The sequence below is a fragment of the Lentzea xerophila genome (assembly GCF_051094245.1).
GTDB classification, from domain to species: domain Bacteria; phylum Actinomycetota; class Actinomycetes; order Mycobacteriales; family Pseudonocardiaceae; genus Lentzea; species Lentzea xerophila.
In genome coordinates this window covers 234,793-259,747 of the sequence record NZ_CP194934.1, presented here as the reverse complement: position 1 = coordinate 259,747, position 24,955 = coordinate 234,793, and the positions used below count along the sequence as shown (strand labels likewise).

Genomic DNA, 24,955 nt, shown 5'->3' with positions numbered 1-24,955 from the left:
CCCCATCGTGGCACGCGGTAGTAGGGTCCGTCGGGTGGCGCGGGTGACTGGCATCGGCGGGGTTTTCCTGCGTTCCCGGGACCCTGTGCGCCTGGCCGCCTGGTACCGCGACAACCTGGGCGTGCCGATGAGCGAGAAGGGCACCGTCACCTTCCACTGGCTCGACACGGCGACGAACGAGTTCCCCGGCACCACCACGATGGCGTTGTTCGCGCAGGACACCGAGTACATCGGCGAACCGCACCAGCGCACCATGCTCAACCTGCGCGTGGACGACCTGCCGTCGTTGATGGCGAAGCTGAGGGCGCGCGGGGTCGAGGTGTTGCCGGAGACCGAGAACTCGGAGTTCGGGCGGTTCGGGTGGTGCGTCGATCCCGAGGGCAACCGGATCGAGCTGTGGGAACCCGCGGAGGGCATGTGATGCTGGACGAAGCCGTGCGCGCGCTGCGCGAATGGCAGCACGACGACGCGCCGTTCCAGCTCCATCCGGGAGATCTGGGCTGGTTCCGGCGGTTCGGTGCCGAGGCCACCGAGGCGGCGGTCCGCACCTGGCGCCGCGACGGGCGCGTGGTCGCCGCCGGCCTGCTGGACGGGGCCGACCTGCTGCGGTTCACGATCGCGCCGGACGCCCGGCAGGACGACGACCTGGCCCGGCGGCTGGCCGACGACATCTCCGACCCGGACCGCGGCGTGCTGCCCGCCGGCAAGGTGTACGTCGAATCCCCTGTCGGCACGCGGTTCCAGGAGCTGATGTTCGAGCGCGGCTGGCAGTCGGACGAGCCCTGGACGCCGCTGCGCCGCGACCTGTCCCCACCCGTGCCGGACCCCGGCGTGCGGGTCGAGGTGATCGGACCTGATCAGGCACATCTGCACGCCGCCGTGGTCCGGGCGTCGTTCGAGAAGTCGACGTTCACCGACGAGCGCTGGCACGCGATGGCCGAGGGCTCGCCGTACGCCGACGCCCGGTGCCTGGTCGCGTTCGACGGCGGCGCCGCGGTGGCGGCGATCACCGTGTGGTCGGCGGGCGCGGGCAGGCCGGGGCTGATCGAACCGATGGGCGTGCACCGTGACCATCGGGGCAAAGGTTTCGGCAAGGCGATCACCGTCGCCGGCGCGGCCGCGTTGCGGGAGCTCGGCTCGTCGAGCGCGCTCGTCTGCACCCCGAGCTCCAACGCCGGCGCCGTCGCCACCTACCGGGCAGCGGGTTTCGAGCAGCTTCCCGAGGTGTACGACCAGCGCCGGGACTAGAGGAGTTCCAGCACGAACGGGAGTTCCTGCGGGGCGTACCAGGCCAGTTCGTGGTCCTCGGCGCTGCCCAGGGCGAACTCCGCGTCCGGGTCGCCGAGGTCCGCCGCGTCGATGACCTCCACGGCCGCGCGTACGTCCTCCTCCGCCTCGGACGTGTCGAGGTGCACGGCGGCGACTGCCTTCATCGTCACCGAGCCGCCGACCTTCACGACCGAGAAGTCGAGATCCGGGCGCAGCGTCACGTCGTCGACGTCCACCGCGAGCACCGCCCGTCGCGGCTCGGCCTTCTCGTCGGCGGCCAGCAGCCTCAGTGACGCGCGGGAGGCGTCCATCATGGCCGCGTACTCCAGCTCCTCGGTGTCACCCGCCGCGTAGGACTCGCGCAGTGCCGGCGTCAGCGCGAAGGCCGTGCCGGTGACCGGGGCCAGCTCACCGCTGTCGACGAACGTGCGCAGCATCGGCACCGTGGCCGGGATGTAGACCCTCATGAACCGCTCGCCGTTCCCATCAGTTCCTCCACCGACTCCTCGACCATGGTCGCGAGAACGTCCACATCGGACATGGCGTCGCGGTCGCCGTTCAAACCGAAGTACACACCGCCGTCGTACGACGTCACCCCGATGGCCAGCGCCTGGTTCTTGGCGAGCGGGACGACCGGGAAGATCTCGGTCATTCTCGCGCCTGCCGCGTACAACGGCACCTGCGGGCCGGGAACGTTCGTGACGATCACGTTGAACAGCCGCCGGCTGAACGAGCTCGCGGCGCGGGCGCCGAGTGCGTGCAGCGTCGGCGGGGCGAAGCCGGAAACCTTCACGAGCGCGTCGGCGGCGACGGACTGGCCGGACTCCTGGTGTGCGCGCATCGCGTGGCTCACGTGGTGCAGGCGGACGACCGGGTTCGGTTCGCCGACGGGCAGGTCGACCAGGTAGGCACTGACGTTGTTGCCCGCGTCCTGGTCGCCCTCACGGACGCTCAGCGGTGCCATCGCACGGATCGTGGTGCTGCCGGTGACGTTCTCGCCGCGGCTGAGCAGCCAGTTGCGCAGCGCTCCGGACAGGGCGGCGAGCACCACGTCGTTGACCGTGCCGCCGTGTGCCTTGCGGATGGCGCGCAGGTCGTCGAGCTGGGCGCGGGCGACGGCGAACCGGCGCTGCGGCGAGCTGATGCGGACGTTCAGCGGGCTGCCGGGTGCCGGTGTGGCGGCCGTGCGGACGGCCGAGGCGAGCATGCCGAACGCGTGGAAGACCTTCTCGACCGTGGCGACGGTGTCGAGCGCGGCGCTGCGGACGTTCTCGACGAGCTCACCGGGGCTGTGCACGATGTCGGTGACCGCGTCGGCCACGAGCTGCAGCGAGCCGGGTTCCGGCTGCGGCATCCAGAGGTTCTCGACGTTCGTGCGCGGGGTCGGCGACACGTCCAGCATGACCTGGCCGATCTCCAGCGACGCCATGCCGTCGATCATGGCCTGGTGGGTCTTGGTGATGACCGCCGTCTGGTTCTTCTCGAGCCCCTCGACGAGGTAGATCTCCCACAGCGGGCGGGAGTGGTCGAGCGGGCGCGACATCAGGCGCGCGACCAGGTCGTGCAGCTGCGTGGAGTTGCCCGGCTTGGGCAGGGCGCTGCGCCGCACGTGGTAGGTGACGTCGAAGTCCGGGTCGTCGACCCAGACCGGACGTGCGATGCGTCCCGGGACGTGCACGACCTTCTGCCGGTAGCGCGGCACGAGGCTGAGGCGTTGCTCGATGAGGTCGACGAGCTTGTCGTAGTCGAAGCCCGCCTTGGGCCGCCGGAACACCGCCACGCCACCGACGTGCATCGGCGTCGTGGAGCCCTCCAGGTACAGGAACGAGGCGTCCAGCGCTGACAGTCGGTCCGGCATGCGCTCCAGCCTAGTGGCGTTCGCGGTCCATCAGCTTCTGCAGTGCGGCACGTTCCCGCGGGTCGCGGTCGTGGCGCTCCAGCCGGATGCGCGCGGCCTCCGGGATCGCCTCGATCGCCTTCGGGTCCACGTTGGCCATGAACGACCGGAGGAACCGCCACCGCGTGAGCTTCTTGACCGGGGCGAGGCGGGCGACGGCGAGCGACACCCAGCTCAGCGCGACGTCGAGCCTGCGGTCGCCCTTCGTCGCGGACGCCCAGTCGAGCACCACGGGGCCTTCCGGGCCGAGCACGACGTTGCCGGGGTGCAGGTCGAGGTGCAGCAGGTTGCCTTCGCCGGACAGGAAGTCGGGCGCCGGGGTGACGTCGAGGCGGTGGTGCAGGTCCGCGAGCTCCGCGCCGAGACCGCCGGCGAGCCAGGGCTTGCGGCCGATCTCCTCGGACATCCGCGGTCCGGGCACGTACTGCATGACGAGCTCGTCTTCCGTGGCCTCGTACACGCGCGGCACGGGGATGCCGTAGCCGCTCAGGTACAACATCATCTCGGCCTCGCGCCGCAGGTCACGGCCGGTGCGCGTGCGTTTGACGAGCAGGCCGTCGGACCGGATGAACACGTCCGAGTCCTGGCCGCTCGCGAGATGTTGACGATGCGCGACGCTGCGCATACCTGCCGTCATGTGACGATCATCATCGATATGATCCAAAGCACAAGGGCCGAACGGCTCTAGTGCACCTCTTCACCCGTTTGAGCCTGCTGTGCGTGGCTCTGTCACCCTCTTGCTGTGGAAATCTCGCCCAAGGACCGCTTCGTCACCGTCTACGGCCGCAAGCCAGTGCTGGAGGCACTGGACGACCCGGCGCTGTCGGTGGACAAGGTGGTGCTCGCCGACACGGCCCGCGGCCCCGCGGCGCGCGAGATCCTCGACGCGGCCCGTTCGCGTGGCGTCGCCGTGCAGCGTGCGACCGCGCAGCGCGTGAAGGTGCTGGCGGGCAACGGCAAGCAGGACCAGGGCGTGCTCGCCGACGTGGTGGCGCCCCGGATGAAGCCGCTGGCACTGGCGTTGGAAGAGGGCTCGCTGCGGTCCGTGCTGGTGCTGGACGGCATCACGACGCCCGCGAACGTCGGCATGATCCTGCGCAGCGCGACCGCCGCGGGCATCGACGGCATCGTGGTGCCGCGCCGAGGCGTCGCCTCGATCGACCCCCTGGTCGTGAAGGCCTCCGCCGGGGTGGCTTTCCGAGCGCCCGTGCTGCGCTGCGGCACCGCGGCGGAGGCGTCGGCGATGTTGCGCGCGTCCGGCTATCCGCTCTACGCGTTGGACTCCCACGCCTCCGACACGATTTATTCCGCCTCTTTCGGCGAACGCGCCGCTTTCGTGCTGGGCAGTGAAACGTCCGGAATCACCGACGACGTACGTCCGCACATCACCTCGTGGCTCTCGATTCCGATGGCGGCCGGCGTGGAATCCCTCAATGTCGCCTCCGCGGCGGCCGTGCTCTGTTTCGAACTGGTCCGGCGCGCCCAGTAATCGTTCAGGACCACTCGACGTGGTAGCCGTCGACCCGCGGGCGCCCCAGCAGTGACGTGCACTCGGCGACCGAGGGCTCACCCCTGACCCAGCCGGTGCTGCCGTACTGGTCCCAGAAGCTCAGGCCGTCTGAGCAGTGGGCGACGGCCCGGAACCGCCCCGGCCTGCCCTCCTCGCAGTAGACCTCGACGGTGCGCCCGTCCCGCAGGTAGTCCTCGTAGCACCCGCGCTCGCGCGCCTGCGCGGGTGATGCAATTGCCGTGGCCGCAATGGTGACTGCAACACAAGCGACAATTCTTCGCATTTTCTCCCCTACATGATCGGCCGATGACTTAATCGACGCTAGTGCGCGGCCGAATAAGGGACAATTACGCTGCGGGGTGACCTTTAATCGCGGAGCGCGATCGCTAGCAGGATCTCCAACTCCTCGAGGGTGGACCGCGTCGACCGATGGTGGACCCCGACCATGCCCGCCGCCGCCGCACCCCTGACGTTGACCGCGAGGTCGTCGACGAAGACGCACTCCCGCGGCTCCAGGTTCAGCTTGGTGGCCGTGAGCAGGTAGATGTCGACGTCCGGCTTGGCGAGCCCGACCTCGCCGGAGATGATCGTGGCGTCGAAGAGCCCGTCGAAGGCCGCCGGCGGGTGCCACCAGCCGTCCGCGTTGGACAGCAACGCGGTCCTGAGCCCGTGCTGCTTCGCCTTGCGCAGTGCGGTCAGGAGCGGGGGTTCGGCGGGGTTGTCCTCGCCGGGGTCGGTCAGGACGCCGCCGTAGTCGAGCACCAGAGCTTTGAGCACCTTGCGGACGGTACCCACTTTCGGGTGTTCGTTGTCCTGATCCCGACGTCGGCGCGCCTGGTTCGGCATGCGCCCAGTCGTTCGCCGATTGCCCGCCTACGAGCCTCCGGTCGGAGGTTCTGGTTTTGCCGCTGTGGTTCCCCGGCCGCGTCCGCGACCTGTCTGGGTGCCGGTGCCGGAACCTCCGTCGCCCGCCTTGGACGCTGCCCGGTTGGTCGGGGTGGTGCTGGAGGTGCTGGATGGGCGGCGGTCTGCCCGTCTGTTGCGGGAGGTGGTGGTGCCTGCTCTGGCTGGTTCGCTTTCCGGGTTGGTTCGGGCTCGGAGCACTCGGATAGTGCGGGCGCCCTGGGTTTGTCATCCGTCGCGGTTCGTTGCGGAGATTTCGGTGACTGTTCGCCGGGAGAGTCGGATGCTTGCGGTGGCTGGGCGGGCTGAGTTTCGGGGTGGGAGGTGGTGGTTCACGGCGTTCACGGTGCTGGAGTGAAGGGGTGCCGGGTGTCGACGGGGTCTTGGGTGCGGGTCGGCTGGCTTGCGGGCGGTCACCTTGCGAGAGTGGTCGCCGCTGTTGGTGCCGAGCCGGGTCGAGTCATCGCCGCTCCGCGACGATTGCGATTGGGGCTGGGCACGTCATCACCGGTTGCCCACCGCCGGAGTGCTCGGTCGCCTCGGCTGCGCCATCGCCCTGTATGGGTGCCTCGGCTTCGCTTCGTCCTTGTCGCGCAGCCGCCTCCGCCGCCCGCCTCCGGCTGGCCCGGAAAGCCGCGTGGGCCGCGTTCCCGGGAGGAACGCGGCCCACGCGGTGGTGGTGCGGGTGGGTCAGCGGCTCTTGCGCTGGTTCTTCGCTGCCTGGCGGGCCGCCTCGCGGCGCTCCTTGCGGGTGCCGCCCTGCTGCTGGGCGGCGGCGCCGTTGGACTCGCCGTGCTCTTCCACGCCGCCGTCCTCTGCCGGGCCGCTGTAGCTCAGGTTCTGCTGGCCCGGGCCGCCCAGGCCCTTGCCGCGCAGGGCGGGCGGGATGGCGTTGCCGCTGGCCAGCTGGGCCATCGCCGGGCCTGCGGGGGCCTGGGCCTGCTGCTGGGCCTGCTGCTGGGCCGCTGCTGCGGCTCGGGCGCGGGCCCTGGCGCCTCCCTGGACACCCTGGGTCTTCGGGAGGGTCTGCGGGGCCGCGCTCAGGGTCACGGGGACCTCGGGCTCGGCCGGCTCCGGCTCGGCCGCTTCCACCTGGAGGTTGAAGAGGAAGCCGACGGTTTCCTCGCGCAGCGCGTCGAGCATCGCGTTGAACATCTCGAAGCCCTCGCGCTGGTACTCGATGAGGGGGTCGCGCTGCGCCATGGCGCGCAGGCCGATGCCCTCCTTCAAGTAGTCCATCTCGTAGAGGTGCTCGCGCCACTTGCGGTCCAGGACGGACAGCAGGACGCGGCGCTCGAGTTCGCGGGTCGCGCCTTCGCCTACTCGGCCGTCGATGTCGGCCTCGCGGTTGCGGTATGCCTGCAGCGCGTCCTCGACGAGGATCTCGCGCAGGTACTCGCGGGTGACGTCCTCGTCGGACTCGAGGATCTCGTTCGCTTCGACACCGACCGGGTAGAGGGTCTTGAGGGCGGTCCAGAGCTTGTCGAAGTCCCAGTCCTCGGCGTAGCCGTCGGCGGTGGCGCCGTTGACGTACTCCTCGACGACGCTGACGATCATGTGCTCGACCTGTTCCTTCAGGTCTTCGCCCGCGAGGACGCGGTGGCGCTCGGCGTAGATCACCGTGCGCTGGCGGTTCATGACCTCGTCGTACTTGAGGACGTTCTTGCGGATCTCGAAGTTCTGCTGCTCGACCTGGGTCTGCGCGCTGCGGATGGCGCGGGTGACCATCTTGTGCTCGATCGGCACGTCGTCCGGCACGTTCAGGCGCGTCATGACCATCTCGACCATGGACGCGTTGAAGCGGCGCATCAGCTCGTCCTGGAGGGACAGGTAGAAGCGCGACTCACCGGGGTCGCCCTGACGGCCCGTGCGGCCGCGGAGCTGGTTGTCGATGCGGCGCGACTCGTGGCGCTCGGTGCCGAGCACGTAGAGGCCGCCTGCCTCGCGGACCTCGTCGGCCTCGGCCTTGCCCTGGGTCGTCAGCTCCTCGACGACCTTCGCCCACTCGGCCTCGTACTCCTCCGGCGTCGTCACCGGGTCGAGGCCGCGGTCGCGCAGCTCGTGGTCGGCGATGATGTCCGGGTTGCCGCCCAGCACGATGTCGGTACCGCGGCCGGCCATGTTCGTCGCGACCGTGACGGCGCCCTTGCGGCCCGCCTTCGCGATGATCAGCGCCTCGCGGTCGTGGTGCTTCGCGTTCAGCACCTCGTGCGGGATGCCCTTGCGCACTAGCAGCTTCGACAGGTACTCGGAGCGCTCGACGCTCGTCGTGCCGATCAGGACCGGCTGGCCCTTCGCGTGCCGTTCGACGATGTCCTCGGCGACCGCCTCGAACTTCGCCTCCTCGCTCTTGTAGACGAGGTCGGGCTGGTCGGTGCGCCGCGGCGGGCGGTTCGTCGGGATCGGGACGACGCCCAGCTTGTAGGTCTGGTGGAACTCGGCCGCCTCGGTCTCGGCGGTACCGGTCATGCCGCCGAGCTTCTCGTAGAGCCGGAAGTAGTTCTGCAGCGTGATCGTGGCGAGAGTCTGGTTCTCCGCCTTGATCTCCACGCCCTCCTTGGCCTCGATGGCCTGGTGCATGCCCTCGTTGTACCGGCGACCGGCGAGCACGCGACCGGTGAACTCGTCGACGATCATGACTTCACCGTTGCGGAGGATGTAGTCCTTGTCGCGGTTGTAGAGCTCCTTCGCCTTGAGGGCGTTGTTCAGGTAGCCCACCAACGGCGTGTTCGCGGCCTCGTACAGGTTGTCGATGCCGAGCTGGTCCTCGATGAACTCCACACCGAGCTCGGTGACGGCGACCGTGCGCTTCTTCTCGTCGTACTGGTAGTGGTACGACTTCGACTTCTCCTCGATGACCTCGATGCGGTCCTTCTGGGAGAGCTGCGTGACGTCGATGCCGCGCATCCGCGGGGCCAGCCGCGCGAACTCCGTGTACCAGCGGGCCGACTGCTCGGCCGGGCCGGAGATGATCAGCGGCGTGCGGGCCTCGTCGATGAGGATCGAGTCGACCTCGTCGACGATCGCGAAGTAGTGGCCGCGCTGCACGCACTCGTCCAGGCTCCACGCCATGTTGTCGCGCAGGTAGTCGAAGCCGAACTCGTTGTTCGTGCCGTAGGTGACGTCCGAGTTGTACGACGCGCGGCGCTGCTCCGGCGTCATCTCGGAGAGGATCGCGCCGACGGACAGGCCCAGGAAGCGGTGCACGCGGCCCATCCAGTCCGCGTCGCGCTTGGCCAGGTAGTCGTTCGTGGTGATGACGTGGACGCCCTTGCCCGCGATGGCGTTGAGGTAGACCGGCATGACCGAGGTCAGCGTCTTGCCCTCACCGGTGCGCATCTCGGAGATCTGCCCGAGGTGGAGGGCGGCGCCACCCATCATCTGCACGTCGTAGGGCCGCTGGCCCAGGGTGCGCTTCGCGGCCTCGCGGGCCACGGCGAACGCCTCGGGGAGAAGTTCGTCGAGCGACTCGCCCTCGGCGTGCCGCTTCTTGAACTCCTCGGTCTTGCCGCGCAACTCGGCGTCGGAGAGGTCCACCACCTCGTCTTCCAGGTGGTTGATGTGCTGTGCGATGTTGCGGAGGCGCTTGAGCATCTTGCCCTCGCCGGAGCGGAGCAGTCGGGACAGCACCATCTGGATAGACCTCATCACCTGTATCGCGGCGCGCCCACGTCGGACGCCTTTCCCCTGCCCATCGTAGGCAAGTCGCCAAGATGTGTGCACGGACACAGGCGGATTGGGACGTCCGACCTGGTATGCGCAGGTCAGGTGCCGATGCTGCGATGCCCGCAGGCCGCCTGTCGCCGGTGCCCCCACCTCGGCTACTGCTGTGGAGAACGCACGAGGACCGCGTGAAGGTTCCTGGTCCGGCCAACTTCACCTTGACGGTGAACATCCGGGCGCGGGATCGGCCGGGTGGCGGTAGACGCACGCCGCTGCCCCGCACGCGAGGGGTGCGGGGCAGCGGCTTGTCGAAGGAACGGGGGCGGCGGTCAGGCCAGCCTGATCACGCCGTAGTCGAATCCCTTCCGGCGATATACGACACTCGGGCGCCCGGATTCGGTGTCGGCGAACAGGTAGAAGTCGTGTCCGACCAGTTCCATCTCGTAGAGGGCCTGGTCGACGGTCATCGGTTTGGCGGCGTGCTCCTTTTCGCGTACGACGCGTCCGGGCAACTTGTCTTCGAGGCCGTCGTCCCAACGCTGCGCGGGCACTTCCGCCATGCCCTCGTAGTCGGCCTCGGGTGCGTCGAGCACCGCGGTCTTCGCGCGGCGCGACGTCATGCTTTCGCCGGCGGACGGGCCATCGCCCAGTCCGCTTGTCGCTTCGGCCACCGAGATCGGGGCCCGCGCCCCGTGGTGGACTCGCCTGCGGTCGTGTGACCGACGCAGACGGTTCTCGAGCTTCGCGACCGCAGAATCGAGCGCGGCGTAGAAGTCACCCGCGCAGGCTTCGGAACGGACCACAGGTCCACGTCCCTTGCCGGTGATTTCGACCCGCTGGCAGTTCTTCGACTGTCGGCGGTTCGGCTCGTGGAAAAGTTCCACGTCGAAGCGGATGACCTTGCGGTCGTAGCGCTCAAGCCGGGCCAGCTTTTCGGCGACGTGCACCCTGTAGTGATCGGGCACCTCGACGTTGCGGCCCTTTACGACGATGTCCATACACGACCTCCCTCGCTTTGCTGCGAGCTATGGCTGGACTGCATTCAAGCGCCGTGGCGATCTTGGATCGCGGATGTGTCGCAGAGGGTCGTCTCCCTCAGCTCTCACGGCGCCAGGGTCATGGGCTGTTCGCCTCCTCCCTGCGGGCCGGGAACGCTGATAGCGCTGCACGTTAGCTTGGGATTCACCGTCGCGTAAGCCCCCTTGCCGGGGGAACGACGAGATTTTTTGGCGACTACACAGCGCGACGACGGGGCGTTGTCAGTCGTTTCCCGAGCGTGCCGTGAACCAAACCCACCAGCCTCCCGCTCACCCGTACGGAGCAGGCACGGACCGGCACTCGACCGCAGGATCACTGCGTCGAACGGCTCCAGTCGCGGCCTCATACCCAGCCAACGGGCGACCCGCGCGTCATGTTCCCGAAACCCGGAAGAGATCGATTCCGAACCCGAAGTGGCCCCCGGACGCACTTCTTGCAACCGAACTGATCGGTTCAGATGCCCGATCACGAGCCAGTCACGCCTGGCTGAACGGCGGATTTCGCCCAATGGCGGACAAGCCAGTTGATCACCGCCCGCGCGGGACGTACCGGCATTCCAATCAATAACCGCTGGTCAGCTGGATACGTGAATAATCGTTAACCACGACCAGGTGTCGCGGACGCCGGTTCGGGCGACCCTCCGGGGCCGCGCTTGGGACGCGCGGCCTTTGGTCTGGCAGGCGCAGGCGCGGACTCCTCAGTTCTGAAACATCCGCTCGACAAGCTTGGGACAAACGGGTCGAAACGAGTTACCGGATCTTGAGACTTCGTCACAGAAGTCGCTCCGAGCTGCGGATTCCCGCCCGGCCCGAAGGGCGCGGAGATCGACAACGTCACCGGAACTTCACCCTTGTGGGCGGTGCCGAAAGACCCCGCCCCGGCCGCCGGCCGCGATTTTCTGTCAGACCTCGCCGCCATCCTGGTCCCATGACAGCTCTCGACCTGCTCCTGCCGGCCTCCTGCTCCGGCTGCGGCCGCCGCGGCCCCGCCTGCTGCGCCACGTGCCTCGACGCCTTCGGCCCGCCCACCAGACTCCAGGTCCCCGGTGTCGGGCCGCCTGTGTGGACGCTGACGGCCTATCACGGTGCCGCCAGGGAACTCGTGCTCGCCTTCAAGGAACGCGGCGCACGGGCGATCGCAGCGTGGTTCGGCGCTCTCGTCGCCGCGGCCCTCGTGTCCGTGGGGCCTCCACCGTGGACGCTCGTGCCCGCTCCCTCCCGCCGCAGCGCCGCCAGGGACCGCGGCGGCGACCACATGCTGCGGATCGCCCGGGAGGTCGAGCTCGCCGCCGTCGCCCCGGTGCTCCGGCTCGCGCCGGGGGTGGCCGATTCCGTGGGGTTGGGCGCGGGCGCGCGGAGGCGGAACCTGGAGGGGCGGGTGCAGGTGTGCGGGCGGCCGCCGCCGGGCACCACCGTGTTGCTGGACGACGTGATCACCACGGGGGCCACGGCGTCGGCGTGTGTGCGTGCCTTACGGCAGTCCGGGGTGCGCACGAACGCCGTGCTCGTGCTGACCTCGGCACGGCCGCATCGGCCGGGCGACTAGCGCTCGCGCCACACCGGGGCCGAACACGTGCTCCGGACGCCTGCCGCTCGCCAAGGGCGCCTGCTGGACTCCGTGGCACCGTCTGGGCGCCGACCAGCGTTCGGTGGTGCGCCAGCTCGCCCAGGTGGCCGCGACCGCCCTCACCCCAAGTCGGCCCGGCGCCACCGGACCAAGCCGACCCCACCCGACCCCGCCCGGCCACCGCCCGGACCAAACCCGACCCCACCGGATCAACCCGACCCCACCGGACCAGCCCGACCACCGCCGGACCAGCCCGGCCCAACCGGATCAGCCCGGGTAGAACACCAACGCGCCCGGCGACACCCGGATCCCGCTCGACTTCCACACGTCCGTGATGTCCGAAGCCGACCACAGCCCGGAAGGATCGATCACCTGCACCTGGCGCGCCGCGGCCGCCGCCACCGAACCCACCGGCACGGTGAGGTTCGACTGGCTGTAGCGGTCCATCTTGTAGCCGTCGGTGTAGACCTTGGTGACCGGCCACGAAGGCAGCGAGGAGGAGACCACCAGCACGTCCTGGGAGAGCCAGTCGATCGACTGCACGGCCGACCCGAGGATCGAGGGCTGCAACTGCCGGGGTGACCGGAGTGCCACGTCCTGGTTGTTGCGCACCACCGAGGCGACGTAGAGCTTGCCGGCGATCACCAGCGCGGCCCTCGTGCCGTCGCGGGAGAGGCGCAGTTCGCTGATCGCGCCGAACGGCACGATGTCGGTGATGTTGACGCCCTTGGCGGTCCAGCTGCCGTTGTCGGAGCGGGTCACGCGGGCCACGGAGGTGCCGTCGACGGCGGTCCACACCTCGGTGCCCGGTTCGTTCGGGCTGCTGGAGAGCTGCCACGTCGGTCTGGAGAGCGTCGTCGCGCGCAGGTCCACTTCGGACAGGTCCTGCTCCAGCTCGCCCACGCGCAGCCGCATTCCGCCGTCCGCTCGCGACACCACCGCCAGGCGGGAGCCGTCGAGGGACTGCGCCGCCGAGACGGCGTTGTACGCGCCGCTGCCCGCGGGGCCCTTGACCGGGGTGCCGTCGGTCAGCGAGCGGATCGTCCCGTCCACCACGAGCATGCCCTGGAGGTTCGCATTCAGCGCCAGCAAGTCCTCACCCGCGGTCGCCGACACGTCGGACGGCCGGTAGTCCCGCTGGTCCGGCAGGATCTGCTGGCCCTCGACGAGCACGCGCACCCGCGACGAGGTCACGCCCAGGAACGACTTCACCACCTGCGCCACGATCTGCTTGCGCTTCTCGGGCGTCAGGTCCTTGCCCACGTTGGTGAGGTTCACCTCCAGCGCGCCGTCGTCGGACTCCTTCGTGTCGGAGAACTTGTCGGCGTCCGTGCCCAACGCGCTCACCAGCGTGTCGCGCACCGCGTCGCCGGGCCCCTTCACCAACAGTTCCGTCACGCGCGTCGGAATGCTCGTCACGGGCGGGATGACGACGTAGCGCGGGTCCGGCACCAGCACGGTGAACTCGGGGTTGTAGAAGTACAGCGTCACCCGGCGGTAGGTGTTGTTGAACAGGTTCTGCGGCATGTAGACGCCCGCCGGCGGTTCGGAGATCCGCCACTGGTTCTCGCTGTTGCGCTCGACCTTCACCGGCTTCTGGAAGTCGCCGAGCTGCGGGACGAACGCGTTGTCGTTGCCCAGGCGGCCGACGTACTTGCCTTGCAGCAGAACGGTTTGCGTCTTCTCCTGCGGCGTCTGCGAGGTCGGCACGGTGGAGAAGGCCGTCTCGATGATGGTGGGGTTCTTGGTGTCCCAGTTCTTGCCGGCCTCCGGCGTCAGGTACGCGCGGGCCGCCGCGTAGTCGCCGTCCGGGTTCGAGGTCGCGTCGACGAAGTCACGCACGAGCTGGAACGGGTCGATGTTCTGGCGCGGTTCCGGGGCGACGGCGGTGTTGGACGCCTTGCTGTCCTTCGACCCGATCGGCTTCGGCTGGGTGTTCGTCGGGATCGCGGCGCACCCGGTGAGGGTGACGAGGACGAGTACCAGCAACGCCAGGCGCTTCACCGCACTTCCTCCGAAACCTCGTCCGACTCCTTCTCCGCCGGAGCCGCGTCCACGGGCTCGGCGGGCTGCCAGGTGAGCTCCTCCGGCTTCAGCTCGATCTCACCCGGTTCCTCCGCCACGGCCGGTTCCTCCACGACCGCGGCGGGTTCGAGCTCGATCGCGGGCGCCAGCGGCAGCGGGCTCTCCCGCAGTTCCTCGCCGTGCCTGCGCGGCAACGTCAGCCGGAACACGGCGCCGTGGCCCGGCTCGCCCCACGCCTCCAGCCAGCCGCCGTGCAGACGCGCGTCCTCCAGGGAGATCGACAGGCCCAGGCCGGTGCCGCCGGTGCGGCGGTTGCGCGACGGGTCGGCGCGCCAGAAGCGGCTGAACACCAAATCCGCTTCGCCCTTCCGCAGACCGACTCCGTGGTCCCGGACGGTGATCGCGACGGCATCGTCGTTGCCGCGCATGGTGAGTTCGACCGGCTGGCCCTCGCCGTGGTCGATGGCGTTCGCGAGCAGGTTGCGGAGGATCCGTTCCACGCGGCGGGAGTCCAGCTCCGCGGTGAGCTCGAACTCGGGGAGGTCGAGTACCACCGGCGAGTTCGCCGAGGTGGAGATCGCGCGCACCGAGTCGTGCGCGCGGCGGGCCAGCACGCGGATGTCGACCTGTTCGGCGGTCAGCTCCTCGACGCCGGCGTCCAGGCGGGAGATCTCCAGCAGGTCGCCCAGCAGCGACTCGAACCTGTCGAGCTCGTCGACCAGCAGCTCGGTGGACCGGGCGAGCCCGGCGGGGAACTGTTCGCGCGAGGCGTGCAGGACGTCCGCGGCCATGCGCACCGTCGTCAACGGCGTGCGCAGCTCGTGCGAGACGTCCGAGGTGAACCGGCGCTGCAACTGGCCGAACTCCTCCAGCTGCTTGAACTGGGCCTGGATCGACTCGGCCATCTCGTTGAACGACTCGGCCAGGCGCGCCACGTCGTCCTCGCCGACGACATGCATGCGTTCGTGCAGGGTGCCGTCCGCGAACCGTTCGGCGACCTCGGCCGCCTGCCGCACCGGCCGGACGACCTGGCGCGTCACGAGGTTCGCGATCAGCGCGAGCAGGATCAGCAGCACGATGCCGCCGACGGCGAGCGTCGACTGCACGACCTCGGCGGTGCGCTGCTCGGCGGTCAGCGGGAAGATCAGGTACAGCTGCATCGAGCGCGCGGACGTGCTGATCGGCAGGCCCACGACGAACAACGTGGTCGCCGCGCCGTCCCGCTGCACCGTGTGGATCTGGGTGCCCTCGGTGCCGTTCTCGACCATCTCGCGCAGGCCGCGGGGAACGTCCTCGAGCTTGCCGACGGACGGCACCCGCCCGGCACCGGCGGACCCCAGCCCGTCCGCCAGCACCGGTTCGAACGCGCCGGCACCCGCTGTCGTGGCGTCGGTGCCGTTGCCGCCGACGGCGAGCTTGTTGATCGCGCTGGTGAACCGCGTCTGCACGCTGTCCGGGCCGGGGTTCAGGCCGACCAGGTCGGACTGGATCAGGTTGCGCGAGGCGACCGCCTGGCGCACCGCGGCCTCGTCCTTGGTGCTCAGCAGCTGGTTGGTGATCTGCATCTGCAGGACCATGCCCAGCACGAACACCACGGCCGACGACAACGCGAGCGTGGACACCACGACGCGCAGCTGCAGCGAACGACGCCACAGGTCACCAAACGCGGCCCACCGCTTACGCGCCTCCCCGACGAGGAACTGCGCCTTCGCGACGACCGGCCGAACGAACTTCATACATCGTCACCTGTCACGGAGGGCCGGCCTTGTACCCGACACCGCGGACAGTCAACACCACCTCGGGGTGTTCCGGGTCCCGCTCGACCTTGGAGCGCAGCCGCTGCACGTGGACGTTCACCAGGCGCGTGTCGGCGGCGTGGCGGTAGCCCCACACCTGCTCGAGCAGCACCTCGCGGGTGAACACCTGGCGCGGCTTGCGGGCCAGCGCGACGAGGAGGTCGAACTCCAGCGGCGTGAGCTGGATCGGCCTGCCCTCGCGCAGCACCTCGTGGCCGGGGACGTCGATCGTGAGGTCGCCGATCTGCAGGACCTCGGACGGCTCGGCCTCGGTGCGGCGCAGGCGCGCCCGGATGCGGGCCACCAGCTCCTTGGGCTTGAACGGCTTGACGACGTAGTCGTCCGCACCGGACTCGAGACCCAGCACCACGTCGACCGTGTCGCTCTTCGCGGTGAGCATCACGATCGGCACGCCCGACTCGGACCTGATCGCCTTGCAGACGTCGATGCCGTTCATCCCGGGCAGCATCAGGTCGAGCAGCACGAGGTCGGGCTTGAGCTCGCGCAGCGCGGGCAGGGCACGGGCACCGTCGGCGACCACCGCGGTGTCGAAGCCCTCCCCGCGCAACACGATCGTCAGCATCTCCGCCAGAGCGGGGTCGTCATCGACGACGAGCACGCGTGCCTTCATACCCAACATCGTCGCACTGCCGGTCGCGCGTTCGCGCACCGCCCACGTTCCGTTGCCGCTGGTGGCGGTGTGCGCTCGTTCGGTAACCGGCCGGAACTGTCGTTCCACGTACCCCACCTCGCCCCGATTTGGCCTGCTCGTCGCCGGGTTATCCGCACGACGAACACATTTCGTTACCGGGCGTTGTCAGTCTGTGCGGACGGCCGAGGCCAGCCAGATCCGCGCGTCGCCCACCTTCCGCGGGTCGGTGATCGCGGGGACGGCCCGGTCGTGCCGCGCGGCCAGGTCGACCTGGTGCGTCACCTCGGCCTGCCAGCCGTACCCGTCCAGCCACTCGACGGGGTCCTCCACGTCGGACTGCCAGCGCGCGTCCAGCGCGTCGAACCGCTGGTGCACCGCCTTCATCTGCGGCAAGTCGCGAAACGCGCGGTTGACGTGTTCGAGCGCCAGCGTGCTGCCGCGGGCGGACAGCGCGCTCACCCAGTACATGACCTGCTCGCCCGCGTCCGGCGACAGGAACATGAAGAGGCCCTCCAGCAACCACGCCGTGGGCCTGTTCGGGTCGAACCCGGCGTGGATCAGCGCCGTCGGCCAGTCGTCGCGCAGGTCGCAGGGAACGACGACCCGTTCGCAGGTGGGCCGGGCTCCCAGGTCGTGCAGCGCGTCCTCCTTGAACTCGGCCAGCTCAGGCAGGTCGAGCTCGAACAGTGTTGTGCCAGGCGGCCACTGCAGCCGGAACGCTCTTGTGTCGAGGCCCGCCGCCATGACCACGATCTGGGGCCGGGCGGCGGCGAGGAGCTGGTCGTCGAAGTACCGGGTGCGCAGCACGAAGTGCTCACCCGCGAGGGTGCGAACGCCGTTCAGGTCGCTCGCGGAGCCGGCGGCCTCCACGAGTCCCGCGGCGAGTGGGTCGTCGAAGAGGCGGCGGAGATGACTTTGCTCCTGTGCGCGGGCGGCAGCGATCAGGACGGCCGTACGGGCGACCCCGACCGGGGGGCGCTGCAGAACACGCTTCAAATTGGAATCTCCTATTCACTCACAGTTACATATCGGACACTCGATCGTGTCAATCGGTACGCACGTGAGCGACCACTCAAGGAGTGAAGAGTGGTTCCAGAAGCGAATGAAAGTTCACGTTTGACCGCCCATCGACCACTTGCCACGGCGCCAGCCAGCCGATCTTCGCCAGTCCGTCGTAAACGAGCCCGCACCGGGCCTGCAGCCCGCCATCGGATTCGTAAATGTCACGGGCCCGCGAGTCGTCGTCCTGCTCACGCTTCGCCGCCCGCTCGGCCGCGACCTCGACGGGCACCCGCAGCAGCAGGTGGAGATCGGGGACGGGCAGTCCGAAGCGGTCGATCTCGAGCTCGTGCACCCACCGGACGAACTCGCCGTGCTCGTCCTGGTGCAGGCGCGCGGCGCTGTACGCGGCACTGGACGCCACGTACCGGTCGAGCAGGACCACGTCGTGCTCTTCGAGGTCCTTGCGGATCTCGTCGGCCGCACCGCGCCGGTCCAGCGCGTAGAGGACGGCCATGCCGTAGACCGAGTCGCTGAGGTCGCCGAGCCTGCCGTAGAGGCCGTCGCGGACCAGGTCGGCGTGCACGCTCAGCCCGTAGCGCGGGAACGCGTGAGCGGCCACGGTCCTGCCCTGGCTGGTCAGCGCCTCGGTCAACCCGTTGGCGAGCGTGCGCTTACCGGCACCGTCGAGGCCTTCGATCACTACGAGCTTTCCCACCCGAAAACCCTAACTCGACCGCTTGACCACTCACACGGCCGCACCGCGTCCCCCACACGGGCGAAATCCGATCTTTCGATCACTAGAACGAGTGACTACGGTGAACAGTCACACGGCGCGTGTGTGAAGGGTAGGTGCCGCGGTGGCCGCGGAATCCGGGCACGCCGGGTCGGTGAACGAACCGATCGGTCACCCGACCGGGAGTCTGCCGACCCCGCTCGCCGAGACGCTGCGCTACGGGCCGTTCCACCGCGCGTTGCGCGAGGCGATCGCCCATCGGGGCCTCTCGCTCGCCAGGCTGCGCGCTCACCTCGAACAACTCGGTGTCCAAGTGGGCCAGTCGACGCTCTCGTACTGGCAACGAGGCCTGCGCCACCCCGAGGTGCCACGCGCCATCAGCACGGTGCGCGCGCTGGAGACCGTGCTGCGCCTGCCGCCATCGTCCCTGTTGGACCTCATCGGCCCGCGCACCGCCAACACCTACGCCTCCCGCCCGGTCGCGACCTGGCCGGATCCCGCGCCGCTGCTCGCAACGTTCGACTCCGTACCAGAGGCCGCGCGGGGCAACGCCGATCTCGAAGTGCTGTCCGTACACGACACCGTCCAGATAGGCATGCACCGCGAGCAACGCTCCATCACCACGCGGCTGGTCGTGCGCGCGGTGCGGCAGGGACCCGACCGGTACCTGGCGACGCACCACGGCGACGAGGGCTCGTTGATCGAGAACGCGATGGTGAGAGCCGGCGAAGGGTGCCGGCAGGGTCGCCTGCGCAGGGAAAGCGCTTCCCGCAACCTGGCCGTCGAGATGCTGTTCGACCGGCGGCTCGCGGCGGGCGAGGAGCACGTCTTCAGCTTCACCATCGCCGACGACACCGGCAGCGCGACTCCCGGGCACCACCGGACGTTCCGCGACACCTGCGGCTCCTACCTCGTGCAGCTCTCGTTCCACCGGCGAGCGATGCCCGCGCGCTGCATGAAGCAGTTCCGCGCCTCGGCCGACGCGACGCCGGTCGACGTCGAGGAGCTGGTGTGCGGGCTCGGCGGCGTCGTCAGCGCGTACTTCGGCGAGGTCGGGCCGGGGATCGCGGGCATCGCCGTCGAGTGGAGTTAGCCCGGGGTGTACCCGGAAGACTTCGCGAGCGACGTGTGTCCGCGCTCGCCGCGGACACACGCGCTCTGAGCGAGAGCGAGGAAAGCGAGAGGGCTAAGACCGGCGGCCCGAAGGCCCTTCCGGTGCCGGAGTTAGAAGGAAGCCCTCTCATGGCCTCGCTTCGCCCACGGTAGCAGCGAGACCGTCAGTCCGACAGCAGTTTCCCGAGCTCCGCAACGGTCATGGTGTTCCCGCTGTCGTTCTGCGTCAGGGCGATGTGGATCGCCGGAGCATCCTTTGTGGACTCCTTGCGCGCGAACAGGTCCCTGAGCCGTGCCACGGTGAAGTACTTGCGCCGCAACGCCGCCGCGGCGATCAGCTTCACGATGTCGCGGTTCTCCTCGACGCGGTTGCCCCACACCGCGCCGCGCAGGTAGAGGTGCAGCCAGGTGCCGAACCAGGTGTCACCCTCCCGTTCGAACATCATCGGCAACGCCACCCTTCCCTTGCCGCGCATGGAAGAGCGCGCCCGGACCGTGCTCGGCTCGAACGGCTTGCCCAGCTGGCCGAGATCGCGGCTCATGAACCCGAACATCGACTCGGCGACGTCGTCGAACCCCTCGCCCGAGTAGATGTTCACCTGCGGCACCACGTACCTGGCGTCCAACGCGTCGCGATGCAGGTCGATGAACTCCGTCGCGCCGTCCGCGGCATCGGTGACGTCACCCGAGTAGAAGGCGCCGTCGCGCTTGAGCCGCGTCCACGAGATGTGCCCCTTGAACTCGAAGTCCTTGCCGAGCAACACCGCCGACAGGTCGTAGTCGGTGCGCTTCGTGTGCTGCCGCCAGTGCACGAAGAACCGCAGCACGTCACCGTCGAACCAGAGCTTCGACCCGCGCGGCAGCACGCCGAACCCCTCCTCGGTACCGGACAGCGGCACCACGACGTCGAGCACCTCGTCGTCGACGACGAGCTCCGAGTAGTCCGGCAGCCTGCGAACCAGCTCCGTCTCGACGACCTCGACGATCGCCTCGACGGCCTGGGAGTCGAGCGGATCGCGGTCGTCGTCCGCGATCCACACCCTGCGGGAACGGCTCGCGAAGACGCGCGCGGTGTCCGGCGTCGTGCGGTTCGCCAGGTGTTCGAGCACCGAGACGAGGACGCGGCTGGACACCTCCGGCACCGCCGCCTCGACGTGCCCGGCGAGATCCTTCGCACCGTTGCGGAGGAGCCGGTCGAGCTGCCGCAGCAACAGGCCGGGCGCCTTCGCGAGAATGCCGGCGGCAAGGTCGACGTCGTTCGCCGCGAAGGCCATCTCGACCTGCCCTGCGAACGACCGCGCGACCTTCTCCCCGCGCGCCACCGCGAACACGTCCCGCGCACGCTCGAACGGGTACTCGTGCGGGTGCAGCCGCTCACCAAGCCGCTTCCACGCCTCCCGGTTCTGGCCGACGTCACCGAGCTTGCTCGCCGCGACCTCGTTCAACGCACCGAGCAACGCCCGGCGTTCGGGCCGGCGAAACGACCGGAAGCGCGTCGGCTCGACCAACGTGACGTCTCCCCCGGACGCCTCCGCCGCGGCACGCAGCACGTCGGTGACGGTGTCGACGTCCTCCAGCGGCCGTTGCGCGACGAGCCTGGCGGCGTTGAGGATCGCGCGGTTCTCCCGGACCGGCACCTCGACCTTCGTGTCGAGGCAGAGCACGGCCAACTCGCCGAGCAACGCCCTGTCGTTCTCCGCCAACGGAATCGGGCTCGTGGCGAGTTCTTCGAAAAGGCGCTGCACTTCTTCTTCGAGCGTGCCACCGAGGTGCACGACCGTGATGCGGTCCTTCAGCGACGGAATCAGCTCGTCGTGCGCCCGCAGCATCTCCTCGTAGGAGTGCTGGACCCGGCCGTACTTGGGCAGGTCGAGAAGGTCGTTCGTGGGCGCGACGCCCTGCTCGAGCGCGTCGCGCAGGCACTCCCGCCAGAACGCGAGGGTGTCCGGCACGTTGTGCGGAAACTCCTTGAAGTACGGGTTGTGCTGCCCGCGCGCGCCGATCAGGTCCTTGACCGCCCGGACGACCTCCGCGGCGAACTCCTCGGCGTGAGCCAGTTCGGAGACGTGTTCGAGCATGTCACGTGAGGCCTTGAAGCCCGACGTGATCAGCGCGGCGTCCAACTGCCTCGCGACCGCGGCACCGTCGCCCGGCGCGCCGTCCGACGAGGGCACGCGCAGGGTCTTCTTGATGATGGTCGTCCGCACCTCGCCAGTAAAACCCGCACGTCAACGCAATTCCACCCGTTTGGGCACGCTGTTGTTTCTCCTCCATCGCCTAACGTCGAGTTTCATGAACGGCGATCCGTCCACTCCGTACAGCCGTGACCTGGGCGATGAGTTGCGACAGGTGCGGGAACGTTTCACGACCTTTCGCGCGAGGAAGATCGCCCGGATGCTCGGCTGGGACCCGGGGAAGGTCTCGAACATCGAGAACGGCAAGGTACGCGCTACCGAGATCGACATCATCCAGTACCTCGGGCGGTGCGGCCGCAGCCAGGTCTTCATCGAGGACTTCCTGAACAGGTACCGGTCCGCGTTCGATCTCTACTTCGTGCAGGTGCCGACCAACCTGCGCACCATGGCGATGGCCGAGTCGACGGCGGACAAGATCACCACCTACGACCTGATGTACATCCCGGGCCTGGTGCAGTCCGAGGAGTACGCGCTGGCCCTATACGAGGCCCGCGGCGTGCTCACCCCGGAACTGATCGAGGCGGCTGTTCGCTTCCGGATGGAGCGGCAGGCGATCCTGCGGCGACACGATCGTCCCGAATGCGTTTTCTACGTGCACGAAAACGCCTTGCGCCTCAAGGTCGGCAGCGACGAGGTCATGGAAGACCAGCTCATGAAGCTGCTCTTCCACACGCACGTCATCCGGATCGTGCCGTCCGCCAGTGGCCCGGCAGGTGTCCTGATGGCCAACTACATGCTGTGGCAGTACGAGAAACGCAGCAGCGTGGTCTTCACGGAATCCGACGTCGCCCAGGTGTTCGTGCAGGACGAAGTCGGGGTCAAGCGCTGCAAGTCGATCTTCGCGCACCTGGATGCGCTGGCTCTCAGTGAGGAACAATCGCGGACGATGGTGGCGGATCTCGCCAGCCGATCGCGGGAGGACCTCAATGGCCGGAGACTGCACCTGGCGTAAGAGCACCTACAGCGGCGGCGACTCGGTCGAGAGCAACTGCGTCGAGGTGGCGTTCGCCCAGGTCGTGCGCGTGCGTGACGCCAAGAACACCGCAGGCCCCGAACTCGGGTTCAGCGCTGGCGCCTGGCGGGTGTTCGTGAGCGCTTTCCACTCGTAGAGGAGGCGTGCGGGAGGGAAACGTCCACCGTGGCAACGCTAGAGATCTGGTACGACCAGAAGCCGGACAACGACTACGGTCCCGGTGATCCTGCCATCACGGTGACCACGCAGGATGAGCTGTCAGCGTTCATCGACCGGGTGCGTGCTCAGTCCGCCGTCCAGCCATGCCCGTCGTTGGTCGAGATCTCCATTGCGGAGGATTTCTACGGTTTCCCCACCATCAACGCGGGCATCGGCCCTGATCGGGGCTACGTGCGCGTCAGCGGGGCGGACGAGTTGCGAGCGACGCAAGGTGATCCGGAAGCGACCGGAGAGCTGGTCTACGACTTCCAGGGCCACGAAACGCTGGTTCCCGCGAGCTACGAGGTGCCGTTGGACACCGTCAGCACGGTGCTGGCGGCCTACCTCGATCACGGCGGACGGATTCCCGCGGACTTTCCGCACCTGGCAGACGTCAGCTGAGCTCGGCGGGCAGCGGCAGGTCCAGCGCCGCCAGGAACCGCTTCGTCTTGACCTCGACGAACACCTCGCCGTCGTCGATCGCGTCGACGTCCTCCGCCTCGTCCCACTCGAAGCCGTCGGGGTCCTCGTCCTGAGCGAGGTAGGCGAGCAGCTCGGCCTGTTTGGCGGTGACGTCACCGGAGTTGTGCAGCGCCCACCACGCGGCCAGGCCCGCCGCCTCGCGGAGGACATCGGTCGGGTCGGAGGCGCTGGGGTTCTTCGAAGTAGGTGCGTGGCGTCAGGCCCAGGTAGGCGACGCCGCTGCCGGGGCCGGTCGGCGCGTAGACGACCGAGGTGATGTCGCTGTCGTGGATGTCGATCCACAGCGACGGCTCGTCGAGCGGCGGAAGCTCGCCCTCGGAGAGCGTCTTCCACGAGCCGTGCTCGTAGGCATAGGTGCCGAAGAATCCCACGCTGAACATGAAACAGGGGCCTCCCGCGGCTTGCGCGGGAGACCCCTGTAAAGCAAGCACTCAGTAGCGGTAGTGCTCCGGCTTGAACGGGCCCTCGACGTCGACGTCGATGTACTCGGCCTGTTCCTTGGTGAGCTTGGTCAGCTCGCCGCCCAGCGCCTCCAGGTGGATGCGCGCGACCTTCTCGTCGAGCACCTTGGGCAGGCGGTAGACCTCGTTGTCGTACTCCTTGTGCTTGGTGAACAGCTCGATCTGCGCGATCACCTGGTTGGAGAACGAGTTCGACATCACGAACGACGGGTGGCCCGTCGCGTTGCCCAGGTTCATCAGGCGGCCCTCGGACAGCACGATGATCGTGCGGCCCGACGGGAAGATCCACTCGTCGACCTGCGGCTTGATGTTGTTGCGGCGGATGCCGGGGTAGCGCTGCAGGCCCGCCATGTCCAGCTCGTTGTCGAAGTGGCCGACGTTGCCCAGGATCGCCTGGTGCTTCATCTGCGACATGTGCTCCACCGTGACGACGTCCTTGTTGCCGGTCGTCGTGATCACGATGTCCGCGATCGGCAGCACCGACTCCAGGCGAGCGACCTGGTAGCCGTCCATCGCCGCCTGCAGGGCGCAGATCGGGTCGATCTCGGTGACGATCACCCGCGCGCCCTGGCCGCGCAGCGACTCCGCCGAGCCCTTGCCGACGTCGCCGTAACCGCACACGACCGCGACCTTGCCGCCCATCAGCACGTCCGTGCCGCGGTTGATGCCGTCGATCAGCGAGTGCCGGATGCCGTAGCGGTTGTCGAACTTCGACTTCGTGACGGCGTCGTTGACGTTGATCGCGGGGAAGAGCAGCTCACCGGCGGCGGCCAGCTGGTACAGGCGCATGACGCCCGTCGTGGTCTCCTCGGTGACGCCGCGGATGCCCTCGGCGATGTTCGTCCACTTCTTGCCGTCCTTCTCGAGCGACGCGCGGAGCGTGTCGAGAACGATCGTGTACTCCTCCGAGTCGTCCTCCGACGCCGCCGGCACGACACCGGCCGCCTCGTACTGCACACCCTTGTGGACCAGCAGCGTCGCGTCGCCGCCGTCATCCAGGATCATGTTCGGGCCCTTGCCGTCAGGCCAGGTCAGCATCTGCTCGGCGGTCCACCAGTACTCCGGCAGCGTCTCGCCCTTCCAGGCGAAGCAGGCGATGCCCTTGGGCTCCTCCTCCGTACCGTGCGGGCCGACCACCACCGCCGCGGCCGCGTGGTCCTGCGTCGAGAAGATGTTGCACGACGCCCAGCGCACCTCCGCGCCCAGGTCAACCAGGGTCTCGATCAGAACAGCCGTCTGGATCGTCATGTGCAGCGAGCCGGAGATACGGGCGCCCTTGAGCGGGTACACCCCGGAGTACTCGCGGCGGAACGCCATCAAGCCGGGCATCTCGTGCTCGGCCAGACGGATCTCCTTACGACCGAACTCGTGAAGCGACAGGTCGGCCACTGCGAAGTCGATGCCGTTGCGGGTCTGCAACCGGTCCGCGGTCATTGCGAAGTCCTCCAAGGCACTTCAGAGAGGGTGTCGTCCGACCA

The 24,955-nt window shown here is 68.7% G+C and carries 24 protein-coding genes; 9 read left to right on the top strand and 15 right to left on the bottom strand.

The features are described from left to right. Positions 1-34 precede the first annotated feature (34 nt). Both ACRSBM_RS01370 and ACRSBM_RS01365 read left to right on the top strand, forming a co-directional pair. Positions 35-421 carry a VOC family protein gene (locus ACRSBM_RS01370; protein WP_434438813.1) on the top strand — a complete coding sequence of 129 codons (387 nt, stop codon included), beginning with the start codon at positions 35-37 and terminating at the stop codon, positions 419-421. Further along, complete coding sequence (locus tag ACRSBM_RS01365) at positions 421-1,248, top strand: GNAT family N-acetyltransferase (protein ID WP_434438812.1); 828 nt, start codon at positions 421-423, stop codon at positions 1,246-1,248. Before ACRSBM_RS01370 ends, ACRSBM_RS01365 begins: the two co-directional genes overlap by 1 nt. On the opposite strand, the gene ACRSBM_RS01360 is transcribed toward ACRSBM_RS01365, so the two are convergent. From ACRSBM_RS01360 to ACRSBM_RS01350, 3 genes are read right to left on the bottom strand one after another with little or no spacing between them, the layout of a single operon-like run. Next, positions 1,245-1,736, bottom strand: a complete 492-nt coding sequence (locus tag ACRSBM_RS01360) for a DUF6912 family protein (protein ID WP_434438810.1) — start codon at positions 1,734-1,736, stop codon at positions 1,245-1,247. The genes ACRSBM_RS01365 and ACRSBM_RS01360 overlap by 4 nt on opposite strands. Further along, positions 1,733-3,127, bottom strand: a complete 1,395-nt coding sequence (locus ACRSBM_RS01355; RefSeq protein ID WP_434438808.1) for a WS/DGAT/MGAT family O-acyltransferase — start codon at positions 3,125-3,127, stop codon at positions 1,733-1,735. Before ACRSBM_RS01355 ends, ACRSBM_RS01360 begins: the two co-directional genes overlap by 4 nt. A gap of 10 nt (positions 3,128-3,137) precedes the next feature. Further along, a complete protein-coding gene (locus ACRSBM_RS01350; protein WP_434438806.1) occupies positions 3,138-3,803 on the bottom strand; it encodes a phosphotransferase in 666 nt (221 codons plus the stop codon). A 105-nt stretch (positions 3,804-3,908) separates the two neighbouring features. Here ACRSBM_RS01350 and ACRSBM_RS01345 point away from each other — a divergent pair, with 105 nt between their 5' ends. Further along, on the top strand, positions 3,909-4,655 hold the full coding sequence (locus ACRSBM_RS01345) for a TrmH family RNA methyltransferase (protein ID WP_434438804.1): 747 nt from the start codon (positions 3,909-3,911) through the stop codon (positions 4,653-4,655). Positions 4,656-4,659: 4 nt separating this feature from the next. Here the strand turns inward: ACRSBM_RS01345 and ACRSBM_RS01340 are convergent, their stop codons facing one another. Together ACRSBM_RS01340 and ACRSBM_RS01335 are read right to left on the bottom strand one after the other, a co-directional pair. Next, on the bottom strand, positions 4,660-4,959 hold the full coding sequence (locus ACRSBM_RS01340; RefSeq protein ID WP_434438802.1) for a hypothetical protein: 300 nt from the start codon (positions 4,957-4,959) through the stop codon (positions 4,660-4,662). 83 nt (positions 4,960-5,042) lie between these two features. Then, entirely contained in the window at positions 5,043-5,453 is a 411-nt protein-coding gene (locus ACRSBM_RS01335) for an HAD-IA family hydrolase (RefSeq protein ID WP_434438801.1), read from the bottom strand. 67 nt (positions 5,454-5,520) lie between these two features. Here ACRSBM_RS01335 and ACRSBM_RS01330 point away from each other — a divergent pair, with 67 nt between their 5' ends. Continuing rightward, positions 5,521-5,937: an Rv3235 family protein gene (locus tag ACRSBM_RS01330; protein ID WP_434438800.1), complete on the top strand. Its 417-nt coding sequence runs from the start codon at positions 5,521-5,523 to the stop codon at positions 5,935-5,937. Between the two features lie 332 nt (positions 5,938-6,269). Here the strand turns inward: ACRSBM_RS01330 and secA are convergent, their stop codons facing one another. Further along, positions 6,270-9,212 carry a preprotein translocase subunit SecA gene (secA, locus tag ACRSBM_RS01325; RefSeq protein WP_434438799.1) on the bottom strand — a complete coding sequence of 981 codons (2,943 nt, stop codon included), beginning with the start codon at positions 9,210-9,212 and terminating at the stop codon, positions 6,270-6,272. A 359-nt stretch (positions 9,213-9,571) separates the two neighbouring features. Further along, positions 9,572-10,240, bottom strand: a complete 669-nt coding sequence (gene hpf, locus ACRSBM_RS01320; protein ID WP_434438797.1) for a ribosome hibernation-promoting factor, HPF/YfiA family — start codon at positions 10,238-10,240, stop codon at positions 9,572-9,574. 967 nt (positions 10,241-11,207) lie between these two features. Here hpf and ACRSBM_RS01315 point away from each other — a divergent pair. Then, the gene (locus ACRSBM_RS01315) at positions 11,208-11,825 is read left to right on the top strand and encodes a ComF family protein (protein ID WP_434438796.1); all 618 of its coding nucleotides are present in this window, start codon (positions 11,208-11,210) and stop codon (positions 11,823-11,825) included. A gap of 288 nt (positions 11,826-12,113) precedes the next feature. Here ACRSBM_RS01315 and ACRSBM_RS01310 read toward each other — a convergent pair whose 3' ends face one another. From ACRSBM_RS01310 to ACRSBM_RS01290, 5 genes are all read right to left on the bottom strand, one after another. Continuing rightward, a complete protein-coding gene (locus ACRSBM_RS01310) occupies positions 12,114-13,850 on the bottom strand; it encodes an LpqB family beta-propeller domain-containing protein (protein WP_434438794.1) in 1,737 nt (578 codons plus the stop codon). Continuing rightward, positions 13,847-15,607 carry an MtrAB system histidine kinase MtrB gene (mtrB, locus tag ACRSBM_RS01305; protein ID WP_434438792.1) on the bottom strand — a complete coding sequence of 587 codons (1,761 nt, stop codon included), beginning with the start codon at positions 15,605-15,607 and terminating at the stop codon, positions 13,847-13,849. Before mtrB ends, ACRSBM_RS01310 begins: the two co-directional genes overlap by 4 nt. 13 nt (positions 15,608-15,620) lie before the next feature. After that, positions 15,621-16,298: an MtrAB system response regulator MtrA gene (gene mtrA / locus ACRSBM_RS01300; protein WP_030471262.1), complete on the bottom strand. Its 678-nt coding sequence runs from the start codon at positions 16,296-16,298 to the stop codon at positions 15,621-15,623. A 186-nt stretch (positions 16,299-16,484) separates the two neighbouring features. After that, complete coding sequence (locus tag ACRSBM_RS01295) at positions 16,485-17,315, bottom strand: SAM-dependent methyltransferase (RefSeq protein ID WP_434438790.1); 831 nt, start codon at positions 17,313-17,315, stop codon at positions 16,485-16,487. Positions 17,316-17,391: 76 nt separating this feature from the next. Continuing rightward, on the bottom strand, positions 17,392-18,036 hold the full coding sequence (locus ACRSBM_RS01290) for a dTMP kinase (RefSeq protein WP_434438789.1): 645 nt from the start codon (positions 18,034-18,036) through the stop codon (positions 17,392-17,394). 142 nt (positions 18,037-18,178) lie between these two features. On the opposite strand from ACRSBM_RS01290, the gene ACRSBM_RS01285 reads away from it, so the two are divergent. Next, positions 18,179-19,147: a helix-turn-helix domain-containing protein gene (locus tag ACRSBM_RS01285; RefSeq protein WP_434438787.1), complete on the top strand. Its 969-nt coding sequence runs from the start codon at positions 18,179-18,181 to the stop codon at positions 19,145-19,147. Between the two features lie 184 nt (positions 19,148-19,331). Here ACRSBM_RS01285 and ACRSBM_RS01280 read toward each other — a convergent pair whose 3' ends face one another. Continuing rightward, positions 19,332-21,374 carry a hypothetical protein gene (locus ACRSBM_RS01280; protein WP_434438785.1) on the bottom strand — a complete coding sequence of 681 codons (2,043 nt, stop codon included), beginning with the start codon at positions 21,372-21,374 and terminating at the stop codon, positions 19,332-19,334. Here ACRSBM_RS01280 and ACRSBM_RS01275 point away from each other — a divergent pair. Genes ACRSBM_RS01275 through ACRSBM_RS01265 form a run of 3 tightly spaced genes read left to right on the top strand, consistent with a single transcriptional unit; the run spans position 21,358 to position 22,935 of the window. Next, complete coding sequence (locus ACRSBM_RS01275; protein ID WP_434438783.1) at positions 21,358-22,314, top strand: helix-turn-helix domain-containing protein; 957 nt, start codon at positions 21,358-21,360, stop codon at positions 22,312-22,314. The two genes, ACRSBM_RS01280 and ACRSBM_RS01275, sit on opposite strands and share 17 nt — an antisense overlap. Next, a complete protein-coding gene (locus ACRSBM_RS01270; RefSeq protein ID WP_434438781.1) occupies positions 22,289-22,471 on the top strand; it encodes a DUF397 domain-containing protein in 183 nt (60 codons plus the stop codon). Before ACRSBM_RS01275 ends, ACRSBM_RS01270 begins: the two co-directional genes overlap by 26 nt. Positions 22,472-22,500: 29 nt before the next feature. Next, positions 22,501-22,935: an Imm1 family immunity protein gene (locus tag ACRSBM_RS01265; protein WP_434438779.1), complete on the top strand. Its 435-nt coding sequence runs from the start codon at positions 22,501-22,503 to the stop codon at positions 22,933-22,935. 173 nt (positions 22,936-23,108) lie between these two features. On the opposite strand, the gene ACRSBM_RS01260 is transcribed toward ACRSBM_RS01265, so the two are convergent. Together ACRSBM_RS01260 and ahcY are read right to left on the bottom strand one after the other, a co-directional pair. Continuing rightward, positions 23,109-23,396, bottom strand: coding sequence for a hypothetical protein (locus ACRSBM_RS01260; protein WP_434438778.1), 288 nt, complete (start codon positions 23,394-23,396; stop codon positions 23,109-23,111). 51 nt (positions 23,397-23,447) lie between these two features. After that, on the bottom strand, positions 23,448-24,911 hold the full coding sequence (gene ahcY / locus ACRSBM_RS01255) for an adenosylhomocysteinase (protein ID WP_434438777.1): 1,464 nt from the start codon (positions 24,909-24,911) through the stop codon (positions 23,448-23,450). Positions 24,912-24,955: the final 44 nt, after the last annotated feature.

Coding starts and splice junctions, on each gene's coding strand:
- ACRSBM_RS01330 (WP_434438800.1), top strand. CDS start 5,521: ATGCGCCCAGTCGTTCGCCGATTGCCCGCCTACGAGCCTCCGGTCGGA.
- ACRSBM_RS01340 (WP_434438802.1), bottom strand. CDS start 4,959: ATGCGAAGAATTGTCGCTTGTGTTGCAGTCACCATTGCGGCCACGGCA.
- ACRSBM_RS01365 (WP_434438812.1), top strand. CDS start 421: ATGCTGGACGAAGCCGTGCGCGCGCTGCGCGAATGGCAGCACGACGAC.
- ACRSBM_RS01275 (WP_434438783.1), top strand. CDS start 21,358: ATGATGGTCGTCCGCACCTCGCCAGTAAAACCCGCACGTCAACGCAAT.
- mtrA (WP_030471262.1), bottom strand. CDS start 16,298: ATGAAGGCACGCGTGCTCGTCGTCGATGACGACCCCGCTCTGGCGGAG.
- ACRSBM_RS01315 (WP_434438796.1), top strand. CDS start 11,208: ATGACAGCTCTCGACCTGCTCCTGCCGGCCTCCTGCTCCGGCTGCGGC.
- ACRSBM_RS01355 (WP_434438808.1), bottom strand. CDS start 3,127: ATGCCGGACCGACTGTCAGCGCTGGACGCCTCGTTCCTGTACCTGGAG.
- hpf (WP_434438797.1), bottom strand. CDS start 10,240: ATGGACATCGTCGTAAAGGGCCGCAACGTCGAGGTGCCCGATCACTAC.
- ACRSBM_RS01270 (WP_434438781.1), top strand. CDS start 22,289: ATGGCCGGAGACTGCACCTGGCGTAAGAGCACCTACAGCGGCGGCGAC.
- ACRSBM_RS01260 (WP_434438778.1), bottom strand. CDS start 23,396: ATGTTCAGCGTGGGATTCTTCGGCACCTATGCCTACGAGCACGGCTCG.
- ACRSBM_RS01360 (WP_434438810.1), bottom strand. CDS start 1,736: ATGAGGGTCTACATCCCGGCCACGGTGCCGATGCTGCGCACGTTCGTC.
- ahcY (WP_434438777.1), bottom strand. CDS start 24,911: ATGACCGCGGACCGGTTGCAGACCCGCAACGGCATCGACTTCGCAGTG.
- mtrB (WP_434438792.1), bottom strand. CDS start 15,607: ATGAAGTTCGTTCGGCCGGTCGTCGCGAAGGCGCAGTTCCTCGTCGGG.
- secA (WP_434438799.1), bottom strand. CDS start 9,212: ATGGTGCTGTCCCGACTGCTCCGCTCCGGCGAGGGCAAGATGCTCAAG.
- ACRSBM_RS01350 (WP_434438806.1), bottom strand. CDS start 3,803: ATGACGGCAGGTATGCGCAGCGTCGCGCATCGTCAACATCTCGCGAGC.